General features: G+C 59.2%; 22 protein-coding genes. 12 read left to right on the top strand and 10 right to left on the bottom strand.

All coding sequences use genetic code 11. The features are described from left to right. Positions 1 to 48 precede the first annotated feature (48 nt). The 3 genes from V6617_RS16950 (at position 49) to V6617_RS16940 (ending at position 3090) form a co-directional block, all read left to right on the top strand. Positions 49 to 1029: a hypothetical protein gene (locus V6617_RS16950; protein ID WP_338608096.1), complete on the top strand. Its 981-nt coding sequence runs from the start codon at positions 49 to 51 to the stop codon at positions 1027 to 1029. A 109-nt stretch (positions 1030 to 1138) separates the two neighbouring features. Beyond that, a complete protein-coding gene (locus V6617_RS16945) occupies positions 1139 to 1726 on the top strand; it encodes a molybdopterin-dependent oxidoreductase (protein ID WP_338608095.1) in 588 nt (195 codons plus the stop codon). Further along, positions 1723 to 3090: a HAMP domain-containing sensor histidine kinase gene (locus V6617_RS16940; RefSeq protein ID WP_338608094.1), complete on the top strand. Its 1368-nt coding sequence runs from the start codon at positions 1723 to 1725 to the stop codon at positions 3088 to 3090. The genes V6617_RS16945 and V6617_RS16940 overlap by 4 nt, the downstream gene beginning before the upstream one ends. A gap of 17 nt (positions 3091 to 3107) precedes the next feature. On the opposite strand, the gene V6617_RS16935 is transcribed toward V6617_RS16940, so the two are convergent. The 7 genes from V6617_RS16935 to V6617_RS16905 all read right to left on the bottom strand — a co-directional run bounded on the left by V6617_RS16935 (position 3108) and on the right by V6617_RS16905 (position 8637). Beyond that, a complete protein-coding gene (locus V6617_RS16935; RefSeq protein WP_338608093.1) occupies positions 3108 to 3680 on the bottom strand; it encodes a hypothetical protein in 573 nt (190 codons plus the stop codon). Between the two features lie 76 nt (positions 3681 to 3756). Beyond that, on the bottom strand, positions 3757 to 4545 hold the full coding sequence (locus V6617_RS16930; protein WP_338608092.1) for a hypothetical protein: 789 nt from the start codon (positions 4543 to 4545) through the stop codon (positions 3757 to 3759). Positions 4546 to 4556: 11 nt separating this feature from the next. After that, the gene (locus V6617_RS16925; RefSeq protein WP_338608091.1) at positions 4557 to 5039 is read right to left on the bottom strand and encodes a hypothetical protein; all 483 of its coding nucleotides are present in this window, start codon (positions 5037 to 5039) and stop codon (positions 4557 to 4559) included. A gap of 34 nt (positions 5040 to 5073) precedes the next feature. Continuing rightward, positions 5074 to 5427 (bottom strand): hypothetical protein, encoded by a 354-nt coding sequence (locus tag V6617_RS16920; protein ID WP_338608090.1) that lies wholly within the window; start codon positions 5425 to 5427, stop codon positions 5074 to 5076. Between the two features lie 355 nt (positions 5428 to 5782). Continuing rightward, complete coding sequence (locus V6617_RS16915; protein WP_338608089.1) at positions 5783 to 6553, bottom strand: FadR/GntR family transcriptional regulator; 771 nt, start codon at positions 6551 to 6553, stop codon at positions 5783 to 5785. After that, on the bottom strand, positions 6550 to 7614 hold the full coding sequence (locus V6617_RS16910; RefSeq protein ID WP_338608088.1) for a Gfo/Idh/MocA family oxidoreductase: 1065 nt from the start codon (positions 7612 to 7614) through the stop codon (positions 6550 to 6552). The genes V6617_RS16915 and V6617_RS16910 overlap by 4 nt, the downstream gene beginning before the upstream one ends. A 12-nt stretch (positions 7615 to 7626) precedes the next feature. Beyond that, on the bottom strand, positions 7627 to 8637 hold the full coding sequence (locus V6617_RS16905; RefSeq protein ID WP_338608087.1) for a Gfo/Idh/MocA family oxidoreductase: 1011 nt from the start codon (positions 8635 to 8637) through the stop codon (positions 7627 to 7629). Positions 8638 to 8949: 312 nt separating this feature from the next. Here V6617_RS16905 and V6617_RS16900 point away from each other — a divergent pair, with 312 nt between their 5' ends. The 5 genes from V6617_RS16900 (at position 8950) to V6617_RS16880 (ending at position 13877) form a co-directional block, all read left to right on the top strand. Next, positions 8950 to 10224, top strand: coding sequence for an ABC transporter substrate-binding protein (locus V6617_RS16900; protein ID WP_338608086.1), 1275 nt, complete (start codon positions 8950 to 8952; stop codon positions 10222 to 10224). A gap of 74 nt (positions 10225 to 10298) precedes the next feature. Then, complete coding sequence (locus tag V6617_RS16895) at positions 10299 to 11297, top strand: carbohydrate ABC transporter permease (protein WP_422394791.1); 999 nt, start codon at positions 10299 to 10301, stop codon at positions 11295 to 11297. After that, positions 11290 to 12375: a carbohydrate ABC transporter permease gene (locus V6617_RS16890; protein WP_338608085.1), complete on the top strand. Its 1086-nt coding sequence runs from the start codon at positions 11290 to 11292 to the stop codon at positions 12373 to 12375. Before V6617_RS16895 ends, V6617_RS16890 begins: the two co-directional genes overlap by 8 nt. A 12-nt stretch (positions 12376 to 12387) precedes the next feature. Then, on the top strand, positions 12388 to 13473 hold the full coding sequence (locus tag V6617_RS16885) for a sn-glycerol-3-phosphate ABC transporter ATP-binding protein UgpC (protein WP_338608084.1): 1086 nt from the start codon (positions 12388 to 12390) through the stop codon (positions 13471 to 13473). Next, entirely contained in the window at positions 13470 to 13877 is a 408-nt protein-coding gene (locus V6617_RS16880) for a VOC family protein (protein WP_338608083.1), read from the top strand. The genes V6617_RS16885 and V6617_RS16880 overlap by 4 nt, the downstream gene beginning before the upstream one ends. A gap of 4 nt (positions 13878 to 13881) precedes the next feature. Here V6617_RS16880 and V6617_RS16875 read toward each other — a convergent pair whose 3' ends face one another. The 3 genes from V6617_RS16875 to uxuA are packed head-to-tail and all read right to left on the bottom strand — an operon-like array spanning position 13882 to position 17979. Continuing rightward, positions 13882 to 15345 (bottom strand): mannitol dehydrogenase family protein, encoded by a 1464-nt coding sequence (locus V6617_RS16875; RefSeq protein ID WP_338608082.1) that lies wholly within the window; start codon positions 15343 to 15345, stop codon positions 13882 to 13884. After that, complete coding sequence (gene uxaC, locus V6617_RS16870) at positions 15342 to 16754, bottom strand: glucuronate isomerase (RefSeq protein ID WP_338608081.1); 1413 nt, start codon at positions 16752 to 16754, stop codon at positions 15342 to 15344. The genes V6617_RS16875 and uxaC overlap by 4 nt, the downstream gene beginning before the upstream one ends. Then, complete coding sequence (uxuA, locus tag V6617_RS16865) at positions 16747 to 17979, bottom strand: mannonate dehydratase (RefSeq protein WP_338608080.1); 1233 nt, start codon at positions 17977 to 17979, stop codon at positions 16747 to 16749. The genes uxaC and uxuA overlap by 8 nt, the downstream gene beginning before the upstream one ends. A 187-nt stretch (positions 17980 to 18166) precedes the next feature. Here uxuA and V6617_RS16860 point away from each other — a divergent pair, with 187 nt between their 5' ends. From V6617_RS16860 to drt3b, 4 genes are all read left to right on the top strand, one after another. Next, the gene (locus tag V6617_RS16860; protein WP_338608079.1) at positions 18167 to 18901 is read left to right on the top strand and encodes a GntR family transcriptional regulator; all 735 of its coding nucleotides are present in this window, start codon (positions 18167 to 18169) and stop codon (positions 18899 to 18901) included. A 248-nt stretch (positions 18902 to 19149) separates the two neighbouring features. After that, on the top strand, positions 19150 to 20463 hold the full coding sequence (locus V6617_RS16855) for a tyrosine-type recombinase/integrase (RefSeq protein WP_338608078.1): 1314 nt from the start codon (positions 19150 to 19152) through the stop codon (positions 20461 to 20463). A gap of 122 nt (positions 20464 to 20585) precedes the next feature. Beyond that, entirely contained in the window at positions 20586 to 21935 is a 1350-nt protein-coding gene (gene drt3a / locus V6617_RS16850; protein ID WP_338608077.1) for an antiviral reverse transcriptase Drt3a, read from the top strand. Beyond that, a complete protein-coding gene (drt3b, locus tag V6617_RS16845) occupies positions 21928 to 24000 on the top strand; it encodes an antiviral reverse transcriptase Drt3b (protein WP_338608076.1) in 2073 nt (690 codons plus the stop codon). Before drt3a ends, drt3b begins: the two co-directional genes overlap by 8 nt. Positions 24001 to 24205: the final 205 nt, after the last annotated feature.

Here is a 24205-nt window from a genome sequence, read left to right as displayed (position 1 = left end):
ACACACTAGGGTGATGGCCGGATCAAACCGGAAGCGGAGTCAGGGCACATGTGGGATTTCTCGGTCGGGCGCGCCTTGGGGCTGATGCTCAAGACGCTGCCGTTTGTATTGCTGCGCGTGGCTGTCTATTTCGGCGTGGCGGTCGCCTATGTTCTGGCGACTGGAACCGGGGCCGGAATCGGCTGGGGCATTGGCGGCTTCGGCGATGAAGGGTTCAGGGCCGGCACGACCTTTTGGGGTGGTCTTATCGGCTTCGGCCTCACGGCTGCAATCATGTACCTGCTGCGCGAATATATCCTCTATATCGTCAAGGCAGGTCATATCGCCGTGTTGATCAAGCTGCTTGACGGCCAGCAGATGCCCCAGGGCCGCTCGCAGATCGCTTATGCGCGCGAGGAGGTCTCTCAACGGTTTGCACAGGCAAGCGTGCTTTTCGGGGTCGATCAACTCATCAAAGGCGTGCTGCGTGCCATCACCGGACTGGTCCGCGGCATTGTCAGCATCCTGCCCATCCCGGGTGCCCAGCAACTGGTCTCGGTCCTTCAGGCATTTCTGAGGATCGCGGTCGGCTTTATCGATGAAGTGATCCTCGCCTACGCCATTCGCACCGGTTCCACCAATGCCTGGGCGTCCGCCCAGACAGGGCTGGTCCTTTATGCCCAGAACTACAAACCCATGCTCAAAAATGCCGCTTGGCTCGCCCTTATCGTCTATGGGCTTTCCTTCCTCGTTTTCCTGGTGATGCTGGCGCCGGCGGCACTGGCCGTCTATCTCATTCCCGGCGCCTGGTCGGCAGGCGGTGTGGTCTTCGCGCTGCTGTTCGCATGGGCCGTCAAGGCCGCGCTGCTTGAACCTTTCGCCATCACCTGCATGATGGACGTCTATTTCCGGACCATCGAAGGCCAGCTCCCCGATCCGGCATGGGAAGCAAAGCTCGAAAACCTCTCGCGCAAATTCAGAACGATCAAGGAAAAGGCGCAAAATTATCAGCCGCCGCGGGCGAGTGACCCGGCAACCGCGCCGGCCTGATCCATGGAAGGGGCGCATCGAAAACGCCCCTCCAGCACCCTCGCGTGGACAGAAGGCCATATGTCTGGTTTCCTGATGTAAATTCATTGAGGAAACAGAGGGCGGCTCGATGGTGCAAAATAGTCTTGCCGATATCTATCACAACGACCGGCCAGCCTTGGCGGCACCGGTAAGACAAACGGCGCTGGCGATACTGCGGGCAGCATGCGCTATATCTGTGTTTTCCCTGGCCCCCTCGTCAGCCTGGGCGCAAGACGAAACACTGGCCGCACCCGAGGGCGAGATCGTCCTCACGATGACCGGCAATATATCGCGGACCAATCGCGATGACATGGCGGTTTTTGACCGGGCCATGCTCACCACTCTCCCTGCGACAGTTCTTGAAACGAGCACTGTTGTGACCGATGGCACAAAGCGGTTCGATGGCTTTCTCATGCGCGACCTGCTCGAAAGCGTCGGAGCGCAAGGAGAGGTGGTGACCGCCACGGCGCTCAACGATTATGTCATCGACATCCCGATGGACGATTTCGAGCAGTTTGACGTTCTCGTCGCCACCCACATGGATGGCGAGGCCCTTCTGCCCAGCGACAAGGGGCCGCTCTGGATCGTCTATCCGCGCGATGACCATGCCGAGTTGCAGGACATTCGCTATGACTATCGCTGGGTCTGGCAGCTCCTCGAGCTGGACGTGAAATGACCCGGCGGCGCGACCTCGTGGCCTATGCGGTAGCCGGGGTTGCCATCGTCGCGTTTGCCATTCTTCTCGCATTTGCCTTGCTTCGGCTGGCCGAGACCGAAGCGGAAATGCGTCGGAACGAAGGGGACAACATGCTCTGGGCGATATCGCGCGCCCAGTCGGCGGCGCTCCTGCTCGATTCCGCCGTTTCGCGCCAGACGAGCCTCCCGCAGACCGATGCAGAGGTCGAAAGGCGCTACAATGTGGTGCTCAGCAGGCTGACCCTGCTCTCGGAGGGGCCGCAACTGCGCTATATGGGCGAATTGGGCCTCGCTGATGAAATTGAAGCTGCGGCCCGCGAGACGAGGGCGCTTGAACCGCGCATACTCGGTCTGTCCTTTGGGGACGCCGAAACGGCGATCGCCATTCACGAAACCCTGGCTCCGCTCATCGAGGGCCTGGGGCGCGCCGGCAACCAATCCATGGTGAGGCAATGGGAAGCCACCGGCGCGCGCGTGGACCGCCAGCGCGCGGCCATCGGCCAGGTCATCATTTCAATCGTGGCGATCATTGTGTTGGGAATCTTCCTCTCGCTCACCTTGCTGCGTGCCATGGCCGAGCGCCAGCGCGTCGGGCAGTTCCTGTCGCGCGAGCGCGAGACAGCGGAACTTTATCGCGGCTTTGTGGCTCTGGTTTCCCATCAGTTCCGGACGCCGCTCGCGGTGATCGATTCGGCAATGCAACGCGTGCTGCGCAGCGGAAAGGCCATGCCACGCAGCGAAATCGACCGAAGGGCAAGTCAGGTTCGCGCTGAAATAGCGGGGCTGACCAACCTGCTCGACGCCACGCTCGACGTCGTCAGGCTTGAGGCGGGGCAGGTCACCGCAACGCCGGCTCAGTGCGCAATAAACGAGCTTGTCGAGCGGGTCAAAGCGCGCCAGCTGGCCCAAACGCCCGGCCGCGCCATACGCGTGAGTATCGCAGACAACGTTCCGCCATCTGTGACCACCGATCCGGTTCTCGCCGAACAGATCCTGACCAATCTTTTATCCAATGCCGTCAAATACTCCCCGAAAACAGAGCCCGTATCGGTCAGCGTGACGGCTGAAAACAGACAGATCCGTTTCGCGGTCGAGGATCGTGGGATCGGCGTGCCCCATGACGAGCAGGCCAAGCTGTTCAGCCGCTTTTTCCGCGCCAGCACCGCTCAGGGCGTGCCCGGCACCGGTGTGGGACTGTCCACTTCACACCAGCTTGCGCAATTGCTGGGCGGCGCACTCGAGTTTGTGAGCCATGCCGGTATCGGATCGATCTTTACCCTCAGGCTCCCCGATGATTGGGCAGGCCCGACCGTGCAGCCCGCAAGAGCGAGGGCCTTTGCCTGAGAGAAATCTCGCTGCGGTCAGTCACCGACTTTTTCCAGGACGAAATTCTGTAGCATCGTCATGCCGCCATAGGTCCAGGCCACCCGCCCGGTCAGCATCCCCTCGACAACCGCAAACAGATAGGCCTGAAAGGGAGCCTGGATACCTTCCTGGGAGGTGAAGAACCCATCTCCCGCGAGCCTGCGCAGGCTCGTTTCGTCGCAACCGAGGACAATTCCGATATCCTCGGCGGCCAGGACGGGCAAATCCCCAAAGTCGTCATACATCTCCACGTTCGGATAATCGATGGGCATGGGCCTCAGTTCGAGTTCCCTGCCATCGCCGACCAGGACCAGGCTGCCGTCAAGCATGAAAACCGATACCTGCCCGCTCTGCACATCCGGAAGCACGACCGTGCCATCGCGTGAAACCAGCGTGCTCGGTCCAGCCCTGAACGTATATTCGCCAATGAGGTCTTCCAGATCGGGATAGTATTCGCAGAAAACCATTTCATCGACTTCTTGCGCCAAAGCGGGCACGGACAAAAGGCACACGGCAAGCACCGCGCTCAACGCTGTCATTGCGAGATTGGGTGAAAGGTGGCGAGGCATTGTCTGTTTCCCTTTTAGGATCATGGCCCGAACCGCGAACGGGCCTGGCGCCGGCGCAGCGGTGCTGGCGTATGGATTATCGGCTCATTGTCACCGGCGCTTTTGCTATCGCGCGTGTCCCGTTCTGGTTGACTTCGAAGATAACCATTCCGGTGCCGGAACTAGGGGTTTGGAACTTGACCAGCAAAGTCATGGTCATGTCGCCGGAACTGGCCGGGCTGGCGTTACAGTCCGCATCATGCTGCACGTACAGTTTTCCAGAAGACGCTATGCGTCCAAGAGCGCCGAACGCGGCTTGACTCCTCTCTCCCAGGAAATCAACAATGCCCTGCTTGTCCCGGCTGGTCAGACATGCAACAGGCGCAAACATAGGCGCGGATTCCGGCGAGACCTCCGGAAGAGCCAGCGCAATAACGGTTCCGGTTTCAGATGATGCGGGCGCGTCAAGCGAATAGGTTCTCGTCCCGACCATCAGAGGCAGCGCATACCAGTCGCAGCCTTCCCCGGTATTGAGAAGGTCTTCCTTGTCCGCCGCGCTCACCAGTTCCCGGATTTGCGGGACCAGCGATTCATGGGTCGCAATCATGATCAACTGTTCGTCCGGCCCGCTGCCGGTCAATTGCGATGTGCCGGTTGCCGGGTCGTGGGCCATCGTCAGGCGCAAGGGTGCATGCGCAGGCAACGGCATGGCCCCCATGACCGGAACGATCATCACCCCCGCACCCTGCTGAACCGACCATGTGCCATCGAGCCCTGCCAGCAGGTCCGTCGGCGCCGTTGGGCAGTCTTCATCGCCCGATTGGGCATGGGCCTGAACCGCGGCGCCGAGAAACAAAACGATGATAAGGAAAAACGTGCGAAACATCGTGGCCGTCCTCACTCGAGAACGGCATCGAACATCAAATCGATGCTGAGCGTATCGTCAGGGTCGGGGTTTCTGTGGCCGACCTTGTCCACATTGGTCAGGGTCCCCTCAACCCGACCGGTGATCTCCAACAATTCGCCCACATAGATGAAGCTCTCAAGGGTCACCGACAGTCCCTCGTCGTTGTCGCCATAATAGAGGCGCAGGGGGTTTGAATGCATGCCCATGCTGGCCTCGGCGTGGGAGAACTCTCCGTTGAGCTCGCCCAGCCATTCGGCCCCCAGGCCCATGGCGCCAAGACCGCGCTCACTCAGTCCATCACCGATGATGTAAAGCGAGATGTGCGAATTTCCGTAGTCCGACTGCTGGGCAAAGACGGTGAGCTCAACATTCTCACCGTTGATCGTCCCGGTCATCGTACCGCCGGGCTCTGCCGCCAGGGCAGGTATGGCGGCCAAAGACAGGCAGGCAGCAAAAGTGGTCACGATGCGCATGGGCATCCTCCTTGGTATGACGAGCGCCGGGAATTTATTGCCTGACGCCCTCGATCGCGCGCCCAGCAGCGGTCCGCTCGTCCAGATAAAGAAAACATGCGTCATCCTGCCCAGGTGTATCGGACAGGGTGAGTTCCGTTGCCGCACCTGCCGGGCGGGCCAAAATCCGGTCGGGGTCCTGGGCCGCTTCCCGCTCCCGGGCAGCGGGCCAGCCAGCGCTGCCCAAAACGCTTGCATCGTCCGCGGCAACAACCGCTCCGCCGGTGCTTTCCGCAACGCACGAAAGCTGCTGCCGGTCGTCACGCACGACTGTCCAATCTTCTGCAGCGGATGCTGTGAAAGGCAAAAAGCCTGACAGCACAGACAAGGCAACTGCTGTTCTCTTCACGCGGTTGTCTCTCAAGCAATGGGCACCCGGTGGTTCGAATGCCGGCTCCCTTTTCATTGAGGAGGCTACGCCAGACCTGTGAACACGTCCCCGTTCGTTCGAAGGGGTGCCCGGAATTTCAGCGAGAGAATATGAGAGACATCGGCACGCATTTCGCGACGGGTTCGAAATTTGAAGCGAAAAATCAACGTGCGTCGGGCACATCCATCATTGGTTGCCGCGATGCAAAGCCCAAGGGCCGCGATGGTGAAAACCCGACTTGATCCAAGGCGTTTTCGCACAGGCATCGTCGTTTGTCGGCGACATCGAGCGAGCGGGCCATGGAAAATGCCCCGCGCCGCGGCTCTGTGGGGCTTCAGGGAGCGAACCGTCCCCTTTCGTCAGCTTCCAATAGCTCGTTGATCACATTGCGGATGTGTCGCGACATGGCTTTGTAGGCGGCATCGGGGTGGCGCATGCGCAGGGCGGAGACGATCGAGTGATGGTCTCCTATCCACAAGGGCCGGACGCTCTCGGCATGGATGTGCTCGTGCAGCTTTTTCCACATCACCGATTCGTCGCGCTGGCTCCACAAGGCCTCGATCATGGATATGATGATGGCATTGTTGGTCATTTTGGCGATGGTCATGTGGAAATCGCGGTCGCCCTTTTCCTGGAGCAGGACAACTTCGGTTTCCTTTTCCATCTGTGCGATGCATTCCTCGAGCATCATGATGTCATATGAGGTCGCGCGTTCCGCAGCCAGGGCCGCTGCACTCGACTCGATCGCCAGTCGTGCTTCGAGCAGTTCAAAGGGGCCAGGGCCGGTGTCGACACCGGCCAGGTCGAAATTGATCTGGCCGGAACGCGCCGGCAGAACCATGATTCCGGCCCGACCGCGCACCTCGACGATGCCGCGCATTTCGAGCGCGATCACCGCCTCACGCACCACCGGACGGCTGACTTCGAGTTCTTCGGCCAGTTCGCGTTCTGATGGCATGTGCCAACCCGAATTTCCAGCATTGGCTTCGATCATGCGGGCGATGCGGCGCGCGACGATCTGATAGAGCCGCTGTCCAGCGAACAAACGCGGGGCGAAATCATCTGTGATGGTCGCGTCTCCTTGCTGGGCGGTTTTTCTGTTCATGGCAACCATGATGTGTAGAGCGGGTGATCGGGCGTTATAGGAAGCTGCGTCGGCTGGCCAGTGCGCTGGGAATAATACGCGGCGGTGACCAGTTCCAGCGAATTGCGCGCGTCCTCGAGGGTTACAGGCGGTTCGCCGTCATTGACGATGGCGTCATGGAAGAGTTCGAACTGGCGTGTGTAGCCGTCCTCTGCAACCTCGTATTGTGCCAGCGCAGAGTCAATCTTGGCCTGATGGTCGGGATCGCCCGCCGTAAAAACCCAGGGGTCGCGGCCCATTGTATAGGGCTCGAGAATGCTTTCGGCGACCATGTCGGCGAAACAGAAGCGGAGGCGGGAAATCTCCTTGCGCGAGCCCAGCGTCATGGACAGCGCCGCAAGAGAGCCATTGGCCATCTTGACCGAAAGCGCCATGGTGTCCTCGACTTCGATCCTGTTCACCAGCGTTTCGCCATAGGCAAAGACTTCCGCGCAGGCGCCGTGGACATAGTTGAGCATGTCGTGGGCGTGGATGGCGTGGCCCAGCAGCCCGCCCCCCAGCTCGCTCGCCCACTTTCCGCGCCAGGGCACGTCGTAATAGGCCGGCCCGCGCCACCAATGGGTCTCGATGGTGGTGAGAAAGGGCTTGCCGGTCAGGCCGAGTGCGATCAGGCGCTTCAGCTTTTGCAGGCCCGACCCGTAACGATACTGGAAAATGGGCATGAACTTTCGATCGGTTTTCGACACGATCTCGACCATCCTGTCGACATCGGCGATCGAACCGAACAGAGGCTTTTCGCAGATCACGTGCTTGCCGGCCTCTATGGCGCGCTTGGACAGCTCGAAATGGGAATCAGGCGGAGTGCTGACATCGATGATGTCGATGTCGTCGCGGGCAAAGAGGGTATCGACGTCGTTGGTGAACGCGCCAACGCCGAATTCGGCGACCGCCTTGCGGCCGCGGTCCTCATCGAGAGAGCACAGCACCGGAACCTCGAACAGATCCTTGTTCCAGTTGTAGCCTGCCAGATGCCGTTGGGCGATGCCGGCTCCGATCACGCCGACGCGCAGTTTCCGGGTCATGTCGATATATCCTTACGCCTTGGGAGAAATATTGGTGGCACGCGTCTGCGCCTCGAGCGAAAGGCGGCAGACCTCATAGACGTGATCCTGAGACATGGCCGTCTCGGTGCGCTCGCGCACGTCGGCGCTGAACTGGCGGAAATAGTCGAGCTCTTCGCTTGAACAATCGATGTGTTCGACGCCCTTTTCGTTGACGAGGAACAGGTGGTCCTTACCCTCGCGGCCGGCGATATCGATGTACTTGCGCAATTCGATGTAGCCCTTGGTGCCCATGATGGTAAGGCGCCCGTCACCCCAGGTCGGCAGGCCATCGGGGGTGAACCAGTCCACCCGCACATAGCCCGTGCCCTTGTCGCTGCGCAGGACCAGGTCGCCGAAATCCTCGAACTCGGGCGCCTGGGGATTGGCGAAATTGCCGACCTGGGACGTCACGACTTCGCCTTTGGTGGAGCCGGTGTAAAACAGGAACTGGTCGATCTGATGCGAGGCGATGTCGACGATGATGCCGCCGAAAGCGTCACGCTTCCAGAACCAGTCGGGGCGCGACTGGCCCAACCGGTGCGGTCCGGTGCCGATGGTCTGGATCACCGTGCCGATGGCGCCATCGGCGATGAGCTTGCCGGCCTTGACCGCCGAGCGCACGCAATGGCGTTCGGAAAAGCAGATGGAAAAGATCTTCCTGGTTTCCAATACTGCCTTGCGGATGTCATCGAGTTGGTCGAACGTCGTGACGCCCGGTTTGTCGCTCATGACATCCTTGCCGGCCCGCATGGCCGCAATGGCGATACCGGCACGGTCGCGGGGGATGGCAGCGGTGCAGATGATATCGATACTCTCGTCGGCCAGAAGCGTCTCGCGATCGATCTGCGGAGTGTCGGGGTAGGTTTGGGCGAAAGTGTCCATCAATCCCGGAATCGAGGTCTGGGGGCAGTAGCCCACAAACTCTGCGCCCGCGCGCATCAGCCCCTTGACGTGATCAAAGATATGGCCGTGGTCGATGCCGATAGCGGCAAATCTGAGCATTTGAAACTGTCCTCCGGAACGTCGGCTGGCCGCCAATTGCGCGGCCGATATGGTCGCTGTGGTCAAACCAGAACGAAATTCACCTATGCTGTCAAGGGGGTCTTCGAGCCGCCGTCCGCGTGATTATGGCATCGCGTTTTATCAATTTGCACGGAAATCATGGACGAATTCGCTGTTTTTCGCTTGCCTGAGCGGAAACGATGATGCGAGTTGAATTCTGGTCAAACCAGAGGCTTGACATTTTGGTCTTACCAGAAGAGGTTTTTAAATCTGTCGCATCTCAAGCGATGGCGTCCTGAGGAGGAGGAAGCAATGCTACGAATGACGTTGACGACGACGACCGCCCTTGCGCTGCTTATGGTCAGTGCGTCCGTAACCACAGCCGTCGGCCAGACGATCACGCTCTGGACTGATGATACCGGAACCGGTGGTGAAATTTTTGCCGAAATGGCCGAGCAGTTCGAAAGTGAAAACCCCGGCGTCGACGTCGTGGTCGAGGAGGTCAGCTATCAGACGCTGGTCGAAAGTCTGCCGGTGCAACTGGAAGCGGGCGAAGGCCCCGATATTGCGGTCATTACCGATCTCGGCGGTCTGAGCCGCTTCTATGTCGATATTACAGACAGCGTCGATGCCGAGTATTTCGAACAGGAATGGGGTCAGACCCTTGGCTGGCTGCGCGGCGACGATACTGAATCGACGGCAATTTACGGCATGCCGACGACGCTGACCGTCAACGGCGGCTACGTCAATCTCACGCTGTTCGAGCAGGCCGGCGTGCCTGTGCCCGAAGAGGGCGCGACATGGGAAGAATGGGCCGAAGCCACACGCCAGGTTGCCGAAGCGACCGGGACCGATTTCCCGATGGAAATGGACCGCTCGGGGCACCGCTTTGCCAGCCTTGCCATCAGCTACGGCGCCGAACTCGTCGACGAAGCGGGCAATCCGGTGGTCGATGACGGCCTCAAGGCTGCAATCGAACAATTCGTTGCCTGGCATCAGGACGGCACGATGCCCATGGATCTCTGGGGCGCTGTCGGTGGTGCAACGCACCGCGAGTTGTTCTCCGACTTCCTCAATGCCGCGACGGTGATGTATTTCGGCGGCTCGTGGACACTGGCCCAGATGGACACCGAAGTCGGTGACCTGTTCGACTGGGCCGTGGTGCCGGCCCCCTGTGGTCCGTCTTCATGCACGGTGATGCCGGGTGGCGGGGCTATGACCGTCTTCAATCACTCGGAAAATCCCGATATCGCCGGCCAGTTGGTCGACTTTTACGCCCGGCCCGAGAACCTCGACTATTATATCTCCAGAGAGGTCGAGATTCCTTCCGCTGTGTCGCAGATCGAGAACGGCGTTGAATATCCCTCGGCCTCCGAGCGCACATCGGAAGCCTTGGCGACATTCATTGCCCAGATTCCCAAAATGGATGATGCGGCCTATCGTTTCCAGGGCTGGCGTTATCAGCGCGCCATGATGAATGCGATGACCACCCGCATCAGCCAGGTTCTCAACAATGAATTGACCGTCGATGAGGCGCTCGTGCGCATCGAGGAAGACGTCAATCTCGCCATCCAGGCGGGCGGCTGATCGGCCTCTAACAAGCGAATGGCCGTCTCGCCTGTGCGGGGCGGCTTTTGTCCCGGTCATTGAAGGATGGATGGATGAGCGCACGGAGCCAATTTGCGACAGCCACCGGCACCATCGCAGCATTGCCGGCGCGGGTGATCGAGCCGTTGATGTATGGGGTGCAGCGCCTGGTCGGCATCAAACGCATGCCGTGGGTTTTTCTGATCCCCAATTTGACGGCGGTGCTGCTGTTTGCCCTGCTGCCGGTGTTCATCAATATCTTCTATTCCGTCAGCGGCAGCGATCGGCTCTTTCCCTGGGACCGGACGCTGATCGGGGGCGCCAACTACGCGACGCTTTTCGATTGCACAAATTATCTCGATCCATCGACCTGTTCGCGCGATCTTTTCTGGCGCGCCCTGGGCAACACTATGGTCTTCGTGCCCATCCAGGTGACCGTCATGATCGGCGTGGCGCTGATCACGGCCCTCTGTCTCAATCGCGACATTCGCGGACGCGGTTTTTTCCGCGGCATCTTCTTTTTCCCCGTGATGCTGTCTCCGGTTGTCGTTGCGCTGATGTGGCAGTGGATCCTGCAGCGCAATGGTGCCCTCAACGGCCTGATGGGGGCGGTGGGACTGACACCCGTCAACTGGCTGGTGTTTCCCAACACCGCATTTTTCTGGTCGGTATTCATCACCGTCTGGGCGCATATGGGGTTTTACACAATCATCCTTCTGGCCGGACTGCAGGCCATTCCGCGCGATGTCTATGAGGCTGCGCGCATGGATAGCGCCAGCCCGTGGCGATCGTTTACCAAGATCACCCTGCCACTGCTAAAGCCCGTGCTGCTCGTGGTTTTCATCCTTGCCGTCATCCGCTCGGTGCAAACCTTCGACGAGCTCTACGTCCTGACCGGCGGGGGCCCGGGCTCGGCGACCATGCTGATGGTGCAGTACATTTATGAGGTGGGCTTTGCCAGCCAGCCGCGCAATTTCGGGCTCGCCGCCGCAGCCTCGCTGCTTCTGGGGCTGGCGCTCTTGATCTTCACCGCCATCCAGATGCGTATTTCGAGAGGGGGGACCGATGACTGATCTCGGCATGGTCAAGTCAGGCTCATCAATAGGGGCCTTCATCACACGGCGGCGTGGGCGCAAAAGGCTCGACTGGACCGATTGGCTCACTTACGTCTATTTGCTGGCTGGCCTTGTGATCATGTTCACACCGGTGTTGTGGGTGGTGGTTTCCTCCTTCAAGACACCGGCCAACCTCACCGAGTTCCCGCCAACGCTTCTGCCCTATGCGGCCGAAACCGTGATCGTCGAGGGCTATGACGATCCGCTGCCATTGTTCGACGTGACGACCGATGAGGGCGAGACCGTCCGGCTTGCGCAATTGCGCCGCGTCGGCATCAACGCACAGATGATCGATCCGGCCAATCCCGAGGAGCGGCTGACCATTCCGGTCGAAAACGCCGAGCCGGTGCGCCAGATCTATCTGGCGGGCGAGAACTATACCAACCTGCTCTCGAGCACCGGCGGGATGATCTGGCGCTATGTGTTCAACAGCCTCTTCATAACCGTCGTCGCAACGATCATCACGCTGATCATGAACTCGATGGCGGCGTTTGCGCTCTCCAAATACCGCTTTCGGGGGTCGAACATGGCGCTGGTCGCCATCCTTGCGACCTTGATGATCCCGGCCACGGTCGTGCTCGTGCCGACCTATATGATCGTTGCGCAACTGGGGCTTGTTGGCAATTTATGGGGCGTCATCCTGCCCACCGTGGCCACGCCCACCGGGGTGTTTCTTTTGCGGCAATACATGCTCACCATTCCCGACGAGTTGATCGAAGCGGCGCGCATGGATCACGCCAGCGAGTGGCGTATCTTCTGGCGCATCATTCTGCCGCTGTCGGCGCCGGCCCTGGCCGTGGTTGCGATCTTTTCAATTCTGTCGCGCTGGAACGATTTCCTCCTGCCGCTGGTGGTTCTGACCCGACGGGAATCGTACACGCTGCAATTGGCGCTGGCTTCGTTCCAGACCGAGTACGGCATCCGCTACGATCTGCTGTTGGCCATGACCACGCTTACGGCCCTGCCGCTCGCTTTCGCCTTCATCTTCCTGCAACGCTACATCACCAGTGGCATCGCTTCGACCGGGATCAAATAAGGGGTCCGATTTATGGCCAATCTCACGCTGGAAAATCTCAAGAAGTCGTTCGGTGTCGTCGAGGTGATCCCGGGCGTCGATCTCGAAATCAATGATGGGGAGTTCGTGGTTTTCGTCGGCCCTTCGGGCTGCGGGAAATCGACATTGCTGCGCATGATCGCAGGCCTGGAAGGCGTCAGCGATGGCGATATCAGGATCGACAGCGCCAGTGTGGTCAATACGCCCGCCGCCGACCGTGGAGTGGCCATGGTATTCCAGTCTTACGCGCTTTATCCGCATATGACGGTTCGGGAAAACCTGAGCTTCGGGCTGGAAAACATCCGGATGGCCAGGCCCGAGATCGAACGGCGGGTGTCCGATGCTGCGCAATTGCTGCAGATCGAACAGTTTCTCGAACGCCGCCCCAAGCAATTGTCCGGCGGCCAGCGCCAGCGCGTCGCCATCGGGCGCGCCATCACCCGCGACCCCAAGATCTTCCTGTTCGACGAACCGCTCTCCAATCTCGATGCCGAATTGCGCGTCTTGATGCGGATCGAGATCACCAAGCTCCATGAGCGGCTGGGCAATACCATGATCTATGTGACCCATGACCAGATCGAGGCCATGACCATGGCCGACAAGATCGTCGTACTGCGCAAGGGGGTGATCGAGCAGGTCGGCGCGCCGCTCGATCTCTACAACAACCCGCGCAATCTGTTTGTGGCCGGGTTCATCGGGTCGCCGCGCATGAATTTCATCGAAGGCAGCCTGTCCCACAGCGACACCGGCCAGATCATGTTCGAGGCCGAGGGCCTTCAACCCTTGCCGCTGCCGGACACCAACCCCTCGCTTGGCGCGCGCGAGCGCGTCACCCTTGGCGTTCGGCCTGAAGATTTCGTCATTTCCCGGGAAGTGGGGGCCGGTTGGCCGGTCACCGTGGGCGTCGCCGAGCAGTATGGCGCGAGCAGTTATCTTCACTGCACGCTCAAGGGCGACATTCCGGTGCTGATCCACGAAGCCGGGCAAAGCCTGGCCAGGCGCGGCGACGTGCTTCACATTGCGCCCCGGGGCAGCCAATGGCACTTGTTCGACGCCGACGGTCTGGCGGTCGGTCGATGAGCGGGCGGCTTTTGGGCTTTGAGCATGTGGGCATGGCGGTCAGCGATCTCGACGCCAGCATTGCGGTGTACTGCGACCTCCTGGGGCTCGATCTGGTGCTGCGCAAACAGATGCCCAACGGCAAGGGCGAATTGGCGTTTCTCGACACCGGAAATGGCCAGCTCGAGCTGATCTGCCCCGATCCGGGCGTTGCAACACCGGCGCCGTGCCTGCCTGACACCTCGGCGGGCATCCGGCATCTGACCTTTCGGTTCGATGACATCGATCAGGTGTTCGCGCGCCTGGTCGCTGCCGGCGTCGAAATCGTCGAGGCACCCCGCCAAGCGTACAACAAGGAGATCGTCGCCCGGGTTGCCTTCGTTCTCGATCCGGACGGCATCGTTATCGAACTGGCGCAGCGATAAGCCTTCAAAGCGCTGCCGCCTCTTTGGCAATGGCAGCGCCCATGCCATTACCCAGCATCACGCGCAGCCGCGACAGGACCGTCTGCCGGAAGGTCTCGTGAGCCCTTAGCTCGGTCGGAACCAAGCCGGGGAGCGCAAGGAGTGCGTCGAGCAAACCGTCCGCCAATTGCGCTGAACTCGCCGCAGACAGCAGCTCGGCTTCGCGCGGATCGCGGATGGCATAGGCGCCTCCGATCGCGCCTTTGACATAGGCCATCCACGCTGCCGTGGCGAAGGCGAAGCTTCCAAAATCGGCGCCCCTGGTCATCGCGGCAAGTGTCGCATCGAAAATCCGGGTCGGCAGCTTTTGGGTGCCATCCATGGCGATCTGGTAGGTCGGATGATCGATGGCCGGGTTGGCGAACCGCACCAGCAGGGCCTGACGGTACTGATCGAGATCGATCCCCGGCACGGCGTCGAGGGTGGCGGCGGCCGTCTGCATGTGACGGTCGATCAGGCGCTTGAGGTCAGGATCGGCCATGGTGTCGCGGACGAACCTATGTCCCGCCACATGGCCCGCATAGGCCAGCATGGAATGGGTGCCGTTGAGCATGACGAGCTTCATGCGCTCGTAAGCATGCACGTCCTTGACCATCACCGCGCCGCCCTTTTCCCAGGCCGGCCGGCCAGCGCGGAAATCGTCCTCGATGACCCATTGGCTGAATGGTTCGGTTTCGATTGCCGCCAGGTCGTCAGCACCGGTCAGTGCCCGGGCATCGGTGCGGGTCTTTTCGGTCTGCGGTGGCGTGATCCTGTCGACCATTGTGGAAGGGAAGCAGGCATTGGCTTCGATCCAATCTGCAAGATCGCCATCGCGGCGGCGGGCGAAATCGAGGACGAGGCGTTTGAGGATGCGGCCGTTTTCCGGAAGGTTATCGCAGCTTAGTGCCGTGAACGGACCAACGCCGTGCGCCCGACGCCGTTCGAGACCGGCAACGATCAGGCCCACGGCGCTCTGGGGCGCCGAAAGGTCCGATGCCAGATCGGCGGCGATGGCGGGAACGGTGTCGTCCAGCCCCCCGGTCGCCGGATCGATGCCGTAACCTTTTTCGGTGATGGTGATCGAAACAATGCGGGTTCCAGGTGCGGCCAGGGCGGCCAGGACCGCCGCGGGGTCCGATGGCGCATGAATGGCATCGGCAATGCTGCCGATCACTCGACCGCTCGTTTCCGCGTCGCGGACAAGAAGCGTATAGAGCCCATTTTGTTTATTCAGCACATCGATTGCGTCACGCGAGCGCAGGCCGATGGCAGTGATCCGCCAGTCTCCTCCCTCTGCTACCAATGCGTCGTCGGTATAGACGGCGAGATGGGCGCGCATGAAGGCGCCGAGCCCGACATGGACGATGCCCACGCCTGCAGCGTCGCGATCATAGCGCGGCGTTGCAACGGCTGTCGGAAGATCTGAGAGTGACTGAAGCGGGGTCATGGAATTCTGTAGGCGGCCTTTGCCGCGTCATAGCTCAGCCAGCGTGCCCGATCGCGCGCCGTGGCCTGGCCGATCTTGTGCTCGGCAACCATTTTCGCGAGAAATCCGGCAACTTCGCGGCGCCAGACGTCGTGCCGGGCCGCAATGGAAAGCAGCGCGCGGGTGTCGTCATTAAAGCCGGCCATATTGGCAAAACCTGCCGTCTCATGCATGGCGTCGAGATAGCGCCTGATTCCGTTGGAGCTGTCGTGAAACCACCACGGCGGGCCGACCATCAGCGCCGGCCAGTATCCGGCCATGGGCGCCAGTTCGCGCGCGTAGGTGCTTTCATCGAGCGTAAAGGCGATCAGCCGGAAATTCTCGGCATTGCCGTACCGCGAAAGAAGGGCCGACAATCCGCCGACGAAATCGGTACGCTGGGGGATATCGTCACCCAGGTTGCGCCCGCGTTCGGCCTGCAGCATCGGGTCGGTGGCCCGGCGCGATCCGGCGTGTATCTGCATCACCATGCCGTCCTCGGCCGAAAGCCCGGCCATTTCGGTGAGCATCTGGGCACGGAACTGCTCGGCTTCGGCGGCGGAGAGCACGCCCTTCAGCGCGCCGTCCAGCAGGGCCTGCCTTTCGGCCGGCCCCAGATCGGCAGTGAGCGCTGTGGGCACGCCATGATCGGTCGCGGTCGCGCCATGGGCGCGGAAGTGCGCGCGGCGGGTGGCGTGCGCCTTGATCATGCCGGACCATGTCGAGACGTCCTCGCCGGTGATTTCGGCCAGCGTTTCAAGATTGGCTGCGAAGTCCGCAGCCTCGGGGTCGGTCACATCATCGGGTCGATAGGTCGTGCGTATGCGCGCACCGAGGCCCTTTGCCTTGATCGTCGCATGGTGATTGAGCGGGTCGAGCGCAAATTCGGTGGTGGCGATCATCTCGACATTGGCGCGGTCGAGAATGGCGAGCGGGCGCAGATCGGCATCGGCCAGTCTCGCCCCGATCAGATCGAAGGTCGCATCGGCGGTCTGTGCGCTCAACGGGGCGTCGATGCCAAATTCTCTCGACAGCGAATGGTTGATCCAGAGTTCGGACGGTGTTCCCGCAAAGAGCGGCCAGTTGGTGCAGAACGTCCGCCACGCGGATCGCGCATCGGCCACCGGCGCGCCATCCTTCCGCGGCACGGCGAGCGCATCGTAGGCGATATTCTGCGAGCGCAACATGCGCAGCACGTAGTGGTCGGGAATCAGAAAAAGCGAAGCGGCATCGGCAAAGGCGCCATTTTCGGCAAACCATTGCGGGTCGGTGTGCCCGTGCGGACTGACAATGGGCAGCTCCGCGATCGTTTCGTAAAGATTGCGCGCGATGGCGCGAACGGAGGGTTCTGCGGGGAACAGGCGGTCTGGATGCAGCAGGGGTTCAGTCATTGGCACCTGTCCCTTTCAGCCCGAGTTCGGGATGACCAAAGGCACGCATTACCCCACGCAATTCGGCCAGACCCTTGAGCCTTCCAATCGTGGGATAGCCTGGCTGCGCCTTGCGGCCCAGATCGTCGAGAATGTCCTGGCCGTGATCGGGCCGCATGGGAATCTGGTGGTCGGCGCGCCCCTCGGCCTTGCGCCGGGCTTCCTCGGTCATGATGGCCGCAATCAGTGCAACCATGTCGGTGTCGCCGGCCAGATGCTCGTCCTCAAAGAACGATCCGGCGATCGCACCATTGTCGCGCCTGACGTTGCGCAGATGGATGAAATGCACCTTTGGCGCCAGGGCTTTCATCATGGCGAGAAGGTCGTTGTCCGGGCGTACGCCCAATGAACCCGAGCATAGCGTCGCCCCGTTGGCTGGGCTGTCCACGGCCGAAAGAACCGCCAGGTAGTCCTCGAGCGTCGACATGATGCGCGGCAGGCCCATCAGCGCAAAGGGCGGGTCGTCGGGATGGCAGCACAACCGCATCCCCAGGCGTTCGGCCACGGGCACCACTTCTTCGAGAAAGGCGATGAAGTGGGCGCGCAGACGGTCGATGGAAATGTGATCGTACTCGGCCAATTGCTGACGCACGCCCTCGAGCGTCAAGTGCTCGGTCGCGCCGGGCAGGCCCGCGGTGACGTTGTTTGTCAACTCGAGCTTGCGCGCCTCGGACATGGTGGCGAACCGTTGATGGGCGCTGGCCGCGATTTTGGGGGCATAATCGGACGCCGCGTCGGCCCGCGCCAGCAGGTGGATGTCGAAGGCTGCGAAATCGATGATGTCGAACCGCATGCACGTGCCGCCATGGGCGACGCGCCAGTTGAGATCGGTGCGTGTCCAATCCAGTATCGGCATGAAATTATAGCAGATCGTTTCGATGCCGGCGGCGGCAAGGTTTTCGAGGCTGGACTTGTAATTGGCAATGTGGGTGCGCCAGTCGCCCTTCTGTTTCTTGACGTCTTCGGAAACAGGCAGGCTTTCCACCACCTCCCATTTCAGGCCGGATGGCGTGCCGTCGCTGCGGCTGGCAATCTGTGCTTGCCGACGCGCGATTTCCGCAGGCGTCCATACGGCGCCATTGGGAATGTGGTGGAGAGCCGAGACCACACCTTCAACGCCGGCTTGAAGCATATCCTCGACTCTTGCGAGGTCGCTTGGTCCGAACCAACGCCAGGTCTGCCGCATATCAAGTCTCCCATGGCTATTGGCCGATCCACCTTGCGGGCGGTACGAAACTATCGTCAGCGCCTCGGGGAAAGGGTTCCATCTTGAATTAAACTACTAGTATGGTAGTTAAGCTCGGTCAATGGCCCGATGTCCTTAGCGCGACGCATTTGCCTGTCAGATCGATCGCCAATGCGGAGAGAGCAATTTGCCAAGTCGTAGCAGGAAGACCACGGCTGAGGTTCTTGAACTGGAGCGTCTTGCCGACAGCGCAAGCGATGTGCGGCAAGTGACGATGGGCCATCGGGTCTTTCTCTCGATCAAGCGCGCCATCGTCCATGGTCGGCTGGTCCCCGGTTATCCGGTATCAGAAGTGGAATTGGCGGGCCAGTTGGGCGTATCGCGCCAGCCGGTACGCGAAGCATTCATCAAGCTGGCGGACATGGGACTTGTCGAGATCCGTCCGCAGCGCGGCACGTTCATCCAGCGGATCTCCCGGCGCGAAGTGGAAAACGCGCGGTTTCTGCGCGAAGCAATCGAAGTCGCCATCGCGCGCCGCGCCGCGGAAGTCGCCAGCGCTGAAGCAGTCCGCCCGCTTTGGGACCTTGTGGAGGACCAGGCGCGCTGCGGTGTGCTGCCTGATCACAGCCAGTTCCTCGCTCTCGATGATGCGCTTCATCATGAGATTGCCCGCATGGCGGACTGCGAGCGGGGCTGGCGCCTGATCGAGGATCTCAAGGCGCAGATGGACCGCGTGCGCTACCTTTCGATTTCGTCAGCCACCCCGGCGGACACAATCGTGTCACAACACCGCATATTGGTTCAGGCTATCGCCGACAGATCTCCCGACGCCGCGGAGGCGGCCATGCGGCACCATCTGCGCGAAATGCTCAAATCACTGCCCATCGTCATCGAGAACAACGCCGATGCCTTCGATCTCTGACGGGCGAGCACAGTTGCCCTGAATCTTTCGAAAGAGCCACCGTCGATTTTGGGAAATGGCGGAGAGAGAGTCCTTAAATTTGGCCAGTCAAAAGTCGTCGCGAACGGCCAAGAATGTTGCTACCGTTTTGATTATCCACAACTTTAGACGATCAGGACCAATCAGGCCCGATCAGCTACTAAATGGATAGGTGAGCCCAACTTGGTGAGTGTTTAGCGTGGCGACTAGCCAAATTAAGGACGCTCAACATGAAGAATGCTACCCGCCGCAAATCACCCATTCCAGCCATTCGAGCTATCGTGCAAGCTGCCGAACCCGGCATGTGGGCACAAGGTGCCGGGCTTTACCTTGTCGTCGCCAAATCCGGCAACGCTTCGTGGGCATATCGATATTCAACCAAGCAGGGCAAGCGGCGAACCATGACGCTCGCACCTTTTGACGAAATCGACACCACAACCATGAAGGCACTCGAATTGCAGGTGGCGGAATTGGCCAAGCAAGTTGCCAACGGATGCGATCCACTAGTTGAACGTCATGCCGCAAATGAAAACAGCCCTCCGATTGCAGTGGCAAAAGTCGAAACTTTCGAGGAAGCGGCCCGCGCATTCATTGCCGAAAATCGGGGCGATTGGAAAAACGAAAAGCACGCTGCACAATGGTCCAGCACGTTGGAGCGGTACGTTTACCCCGTCATTGGATCGAAGCTGCCGTTCGACGTCACCACTGCCGACGTGGTGAACGTGCTGCGGCAAGAATACAAGGACGCCACGCTTTGGGATGGTGCCCGCGAAACAGCATCTCGTGTCCGGATGCGAATGGAGGCAGTGTTAGGTCGGGCTTATGCCTTGGGCAAAGACGATCCTCGCTATGCCGAGCAGTGGGCAACGTTCAGAAATCCGGCACAATGGAAAGGGCACCTAGATCGCATATTCAAAGCGAACCGCCGCACCAAAAGGCATTTCAAGGCAATGGATTGGAAAGACTTGCCAGCATATTTTACCCAACTGATCAGCAAGTCCGATTTTTCATCACATGCACTGCGTCTGACGATACTTTGCGCAACACGCACGTCCGAAACACTCAATGCCAAGTGGTCCGAAATCGATTTTGCCGAACGTGTCTGGCATATCCCAGCTGAACGAATGAAAGCGGGCCAACCCCATTCGGTGCCCCTGTCCAACACTGCAATCGAATTGCTTTCGAAACTTCCGAGGATGGAAGAAAACCCTTACATCTTTCCCGGTTCCAAAAAAAATCGTCCATTGAGCAATATGGCGATGCTCGAAATATTGCGCGGTATGAATGATCAGAATTTCACCGTGCATGGTTTCCGGTCGGCTTTTCGGGATTGGGTATCGGAAACAACGATGCACCCCGACACAATTGCCGAAATGGCATTGGCTCATACAATCAAAAACAAGACAGAAGCCGCGTACCGACGCGGAACCGCGTTTGACCGACGCCGGAATTTAATGCAGCAATGGGATGACTATCTAAATATGGAGGTGAGTGAATACAAAGGAAAGTGGCGGGCGTTTATTGCCCACGAGCTAATTGTCTAGCCGCCTTTTTTCCGAATATTCGTGGGCGTTCTGATAGACGCTTGTCCATGTCACTATCGCGCGCGGCGGCAGCGTGAGGCTAAATGCGACATTCGCAAGCAAAAGCATGTTGAGGGGGAACTGTGCTCGACCAGATGTTCACTGCCGAAAACTTTCGGCGGATATTCGATACTGAGAATCGCAAGGGCCTGGATGTGGCAGGGCTCTACTTTCCACACCTTGATGACTTAACCGATGCAGTCCGGCATAAAGTCGCCGAGGTTCGGAAGTGGCGAAAGGACAAGGCGGACCTATCTGAAACCGCGTTTGTCGCTGGTGAAATCGAGCTAAAGTCACAGCTTGCCGAGCTCAAGGCGGCCAAATCTGAGGCGATTGACCTGGAGATGGAGAAGCTGAGCATGGCGGTTGCCGCGTCTGGCTTCAAGGTGGAACTGACGGAGAAGATCGGACCGAAGGGAAAACCAGTCTATTGCATAGACGGTTCGGCGGAGACCTTTTTCGTTGTTAAGCAGCTTCAGCGGAACATCCATCGCATCTACAAGGTGAAACAAGCCAATCGCCATGACTTAGCCTGCCGAATCCGAGACACAGTCGGAACTGGCTTTCCTTTCGAGCTGGTTCGGACGGATGTTTCCGACTTCTACGAAAGCATTGATCGCGAGAAGCTGTATGCCAAGCTAGATCACGACCAACTGCTCAGCTCGTCGTCGAAGCGGTTCATCCGCCAGATATTTAGTTCCTACAAGGTACTGAGCGGCAATTCGAATGGCATCCCACGTGGTGTAGGCATCAGCGCCTACCTAGCCGAGCTGTTCCTGCGACCAGTCGACCGAGCCATCGGCGAGCTACCTGGCATCGTCATGTACTGCCGCTACGTCGATGATATCGTCGCGGTGTTTGCTAGGCCGCCTACGGGCGGCGTTTTGGGAAGCTACAAGAGTCACGTGCTTGGGATACTGAGCGACAACCAACTAGCCTGCAACGTGGGAAAGACGGCCGAGATCGATCTAGGTGACAAGGCAGGACCTAAAAATTTCCACTATCTCGGTTACAATTTCATGGTGACCCTCAGAACGCTTGAGATCGCGCCAAGCGATGCCAAAATTGAAAGACTCGAGCAGCGGCTGGAAGCCGCATTCCTGGAGTACCGGCGAACCGCCCCGACGGGGCAGCGGCGGGCTTTCAGGGAGATCGTGGCGAGGATAAAGTTCCTTACTGGAAACACGCGCTTGAGAAACAATAAGTCGAGTGCCACGACAGGTATTTACTACAACACCCCGTTGGTCACCGATCTGCGGAAGTACGAGATGCTCGACACTTTGCTGCGGAGGCGAATCCGGGAAATAAAGCGCCCGACTCTGCGGTCGTTGCTGTTGAGGTATGGATTCAAATCAGGCTTCCTGGAACGGCGGTTCCACAACTTCAGTGCCCGGGAATTTCAGACGATCGTGAAGGCATGGCGGCATGTCTAAACACAGCGTCACCCTCACGCATCGCCGACAACGTTCTGTCCTGACGGATATGCTTCCCTTCGAGGTGCCGCCGACATTCACGAACCGAGGCTTCTTTGCCTTCCTTCGTGACCACCACATCGACATCGAGTCGGACCGTCTGCGTTGGAAGGAAGGAGGGCCTGGCTTGGACCGGACGATTCGGTTGCTTTTTGATGTCCGGGAGTCGGCGATCTTAGCGACCAACACGACCAGCGAGTGGGGAGCTACGGTCAAGCGTCGCAGCATCCCAATGCAGGCGTGCAGGATGGATACCATGCCGTTCAACTTTCGCGTCGCCCATAAGCTCGAAGGCCGCATACTGAGCGTGGTCCACCCAAGGAATCAAGTTTGCGTCGCGGACTTCTACGCGCGTCATAGCGCGACGATTATCTACTATACGTCACTTAGCGCATTTTCGATCCGGCACCCGGTCTCCGTTTCCCGCTTTGCGTTCTTCAAAGACAAGCTACACGACCAGAAGCTCGAGACGGTGCCTACTGGTGTCGAAGAGGAAGATCGCGAATACGAGCAGATTGGTTCGTTCTTCGTTTATCGAAAATACCGAAACATCCACCGCTTCTTTGAATCCTACAAATACCATCGTTGCGAGAAAAAATATAATGCGATGGTCCAGATCGATGTCAGCAAGTGTTTCGATAGTATCTACACGCACTCGCTCCCGTGGGCGGTGATCGGGAAGAGCCAGACAAAATTCAACCTTGAAAACTCCAAGGCGACCTTCGGTGGCCGGTTCGACTCGCTAATGCAGAAGCTCAACCAGAACGAGACCAACGGTATCGTTATTGGCCCTGAGTTTTCTCGCATTTTTGCCGAGATCATCCTCCAATCCGTCGATGTCGAGCTAGAGTGCGCAATGACAAAGCGCGCCAAACTGAAGCACAAGGTCGACTACGAGATATTCCGTTACGTCGACGACTACTTCGTTTTCTACAATGAGCAGTCTACGGAGCTGAGGGTGATTGAGGAGCTCCAAGAGATACTTAAGACGAAAAAACTCACGATCAATCCAGCCAAGGTCAAGTCGTACCCGAAGCCGATCATTACCGAGATCACGATCGCGAAGGAGCGCATATCAGCACTGATGAATTCGCAGGTCGACCCTAGCTTGGAAGAGTCAATGGCAGCCGAGTCCGGGGCTGCTGTTACCAAGCGCTTCAAGTGCGACCTGAATTCCAACCGACTGATCGTGCGCTACAAGATGATCATCAAGGAGTCGAAGGTCGAATATGGCGATCTCCTAAACTACACTTTTGCCATCGTGGAGAACAAGATCGATCTGGTTATCAAGGCGTACCTCTCCAGCGATGCTGGCGACGGCGATCGGCGGCGCATGGTAAACGCGGTAATGGCACTGCTGGAATTCGCGTTCTTCGCCTACTCAGCTAGCCCTAAGGTCAATCACACCATCCGCATGAGCCGAATGGTAGCCACCTCAGTCGATTTCGTGACCGCCCAGGCGTTCTCTCACGAGCTGAAACACCTGCTGTTCAAATTCGTTCATGACAACATTGTCGAGATGCTTGATAAAAATAAGATGAGTACGTACCGAGAGGTGGAAAGTCTATATCTGCTGATTGTGCTCTCACGCATCGGCAAAGAATACTGGTTGCCGGAGGAGACTATTGCCAATCACTTTTTGATTATTTTGGACAAAGAATCCGATCAGTACGTCAGGAGTGAGTTCTTAAATCACTTCTCAATTACTGTCCTTCTCTCATACATGAAGAAGAAGGTGCGGTACGACAAGCTAAGAGCCTTCATCGAAAGTCAGGCACTCGCGAAGCTTGAATTCGTCAAGGCCCACTGTCCTAACGACGCGGAGGCCCTGATGCTGTTCCTGGACCTCATTGTTTGTCCCTATCTGGACCATGACACGAAGGTGGCGGCAGGAGCGATCTTTGGCCTGGACGCTGCGGGGCTGGCAGAGGTGCAAGGCGTCAACGACCACTGGTTCACGGCGTGGGGAGACAAGTTTAATTTGGCCAAGGAACTGGACGCGAAGCGTAGCCGCGACGTATACTAACTGCGGCGCTCCGCTCTGACCTTAATGGCTGTTGGCAGCCCACACACAAGCGCCTTCTCGGTTTCCGTATCAATCGGCTGTCGGGTGAAATGACGGTAGGAGCGGGCCGTCACTCGGCCTCTCGTCAAGTTTACCGGCGACTACTGTCTGTCACCCATCGTGCAACATTTGCCAGTTCGAATCGGCCCATTCTGCCAGAGGGTGG

Origin of the sequence: Pelagibacterium nitratireducens (assembly GCF_037044555.1) — a bacterium.
Classification (GTDB): Bacteria; Pseudomonadota; Alphaproteobacteria; order Rhizobiales; family Devosiaceae; genus Pelagibacterium; species Pelagibacterium nitratireducens.
The sequence above is the reverse complement of the archived record's forward strand: the minus strand, read 5'-3'. Positions and strand labels throughout refer to the sequence as shown.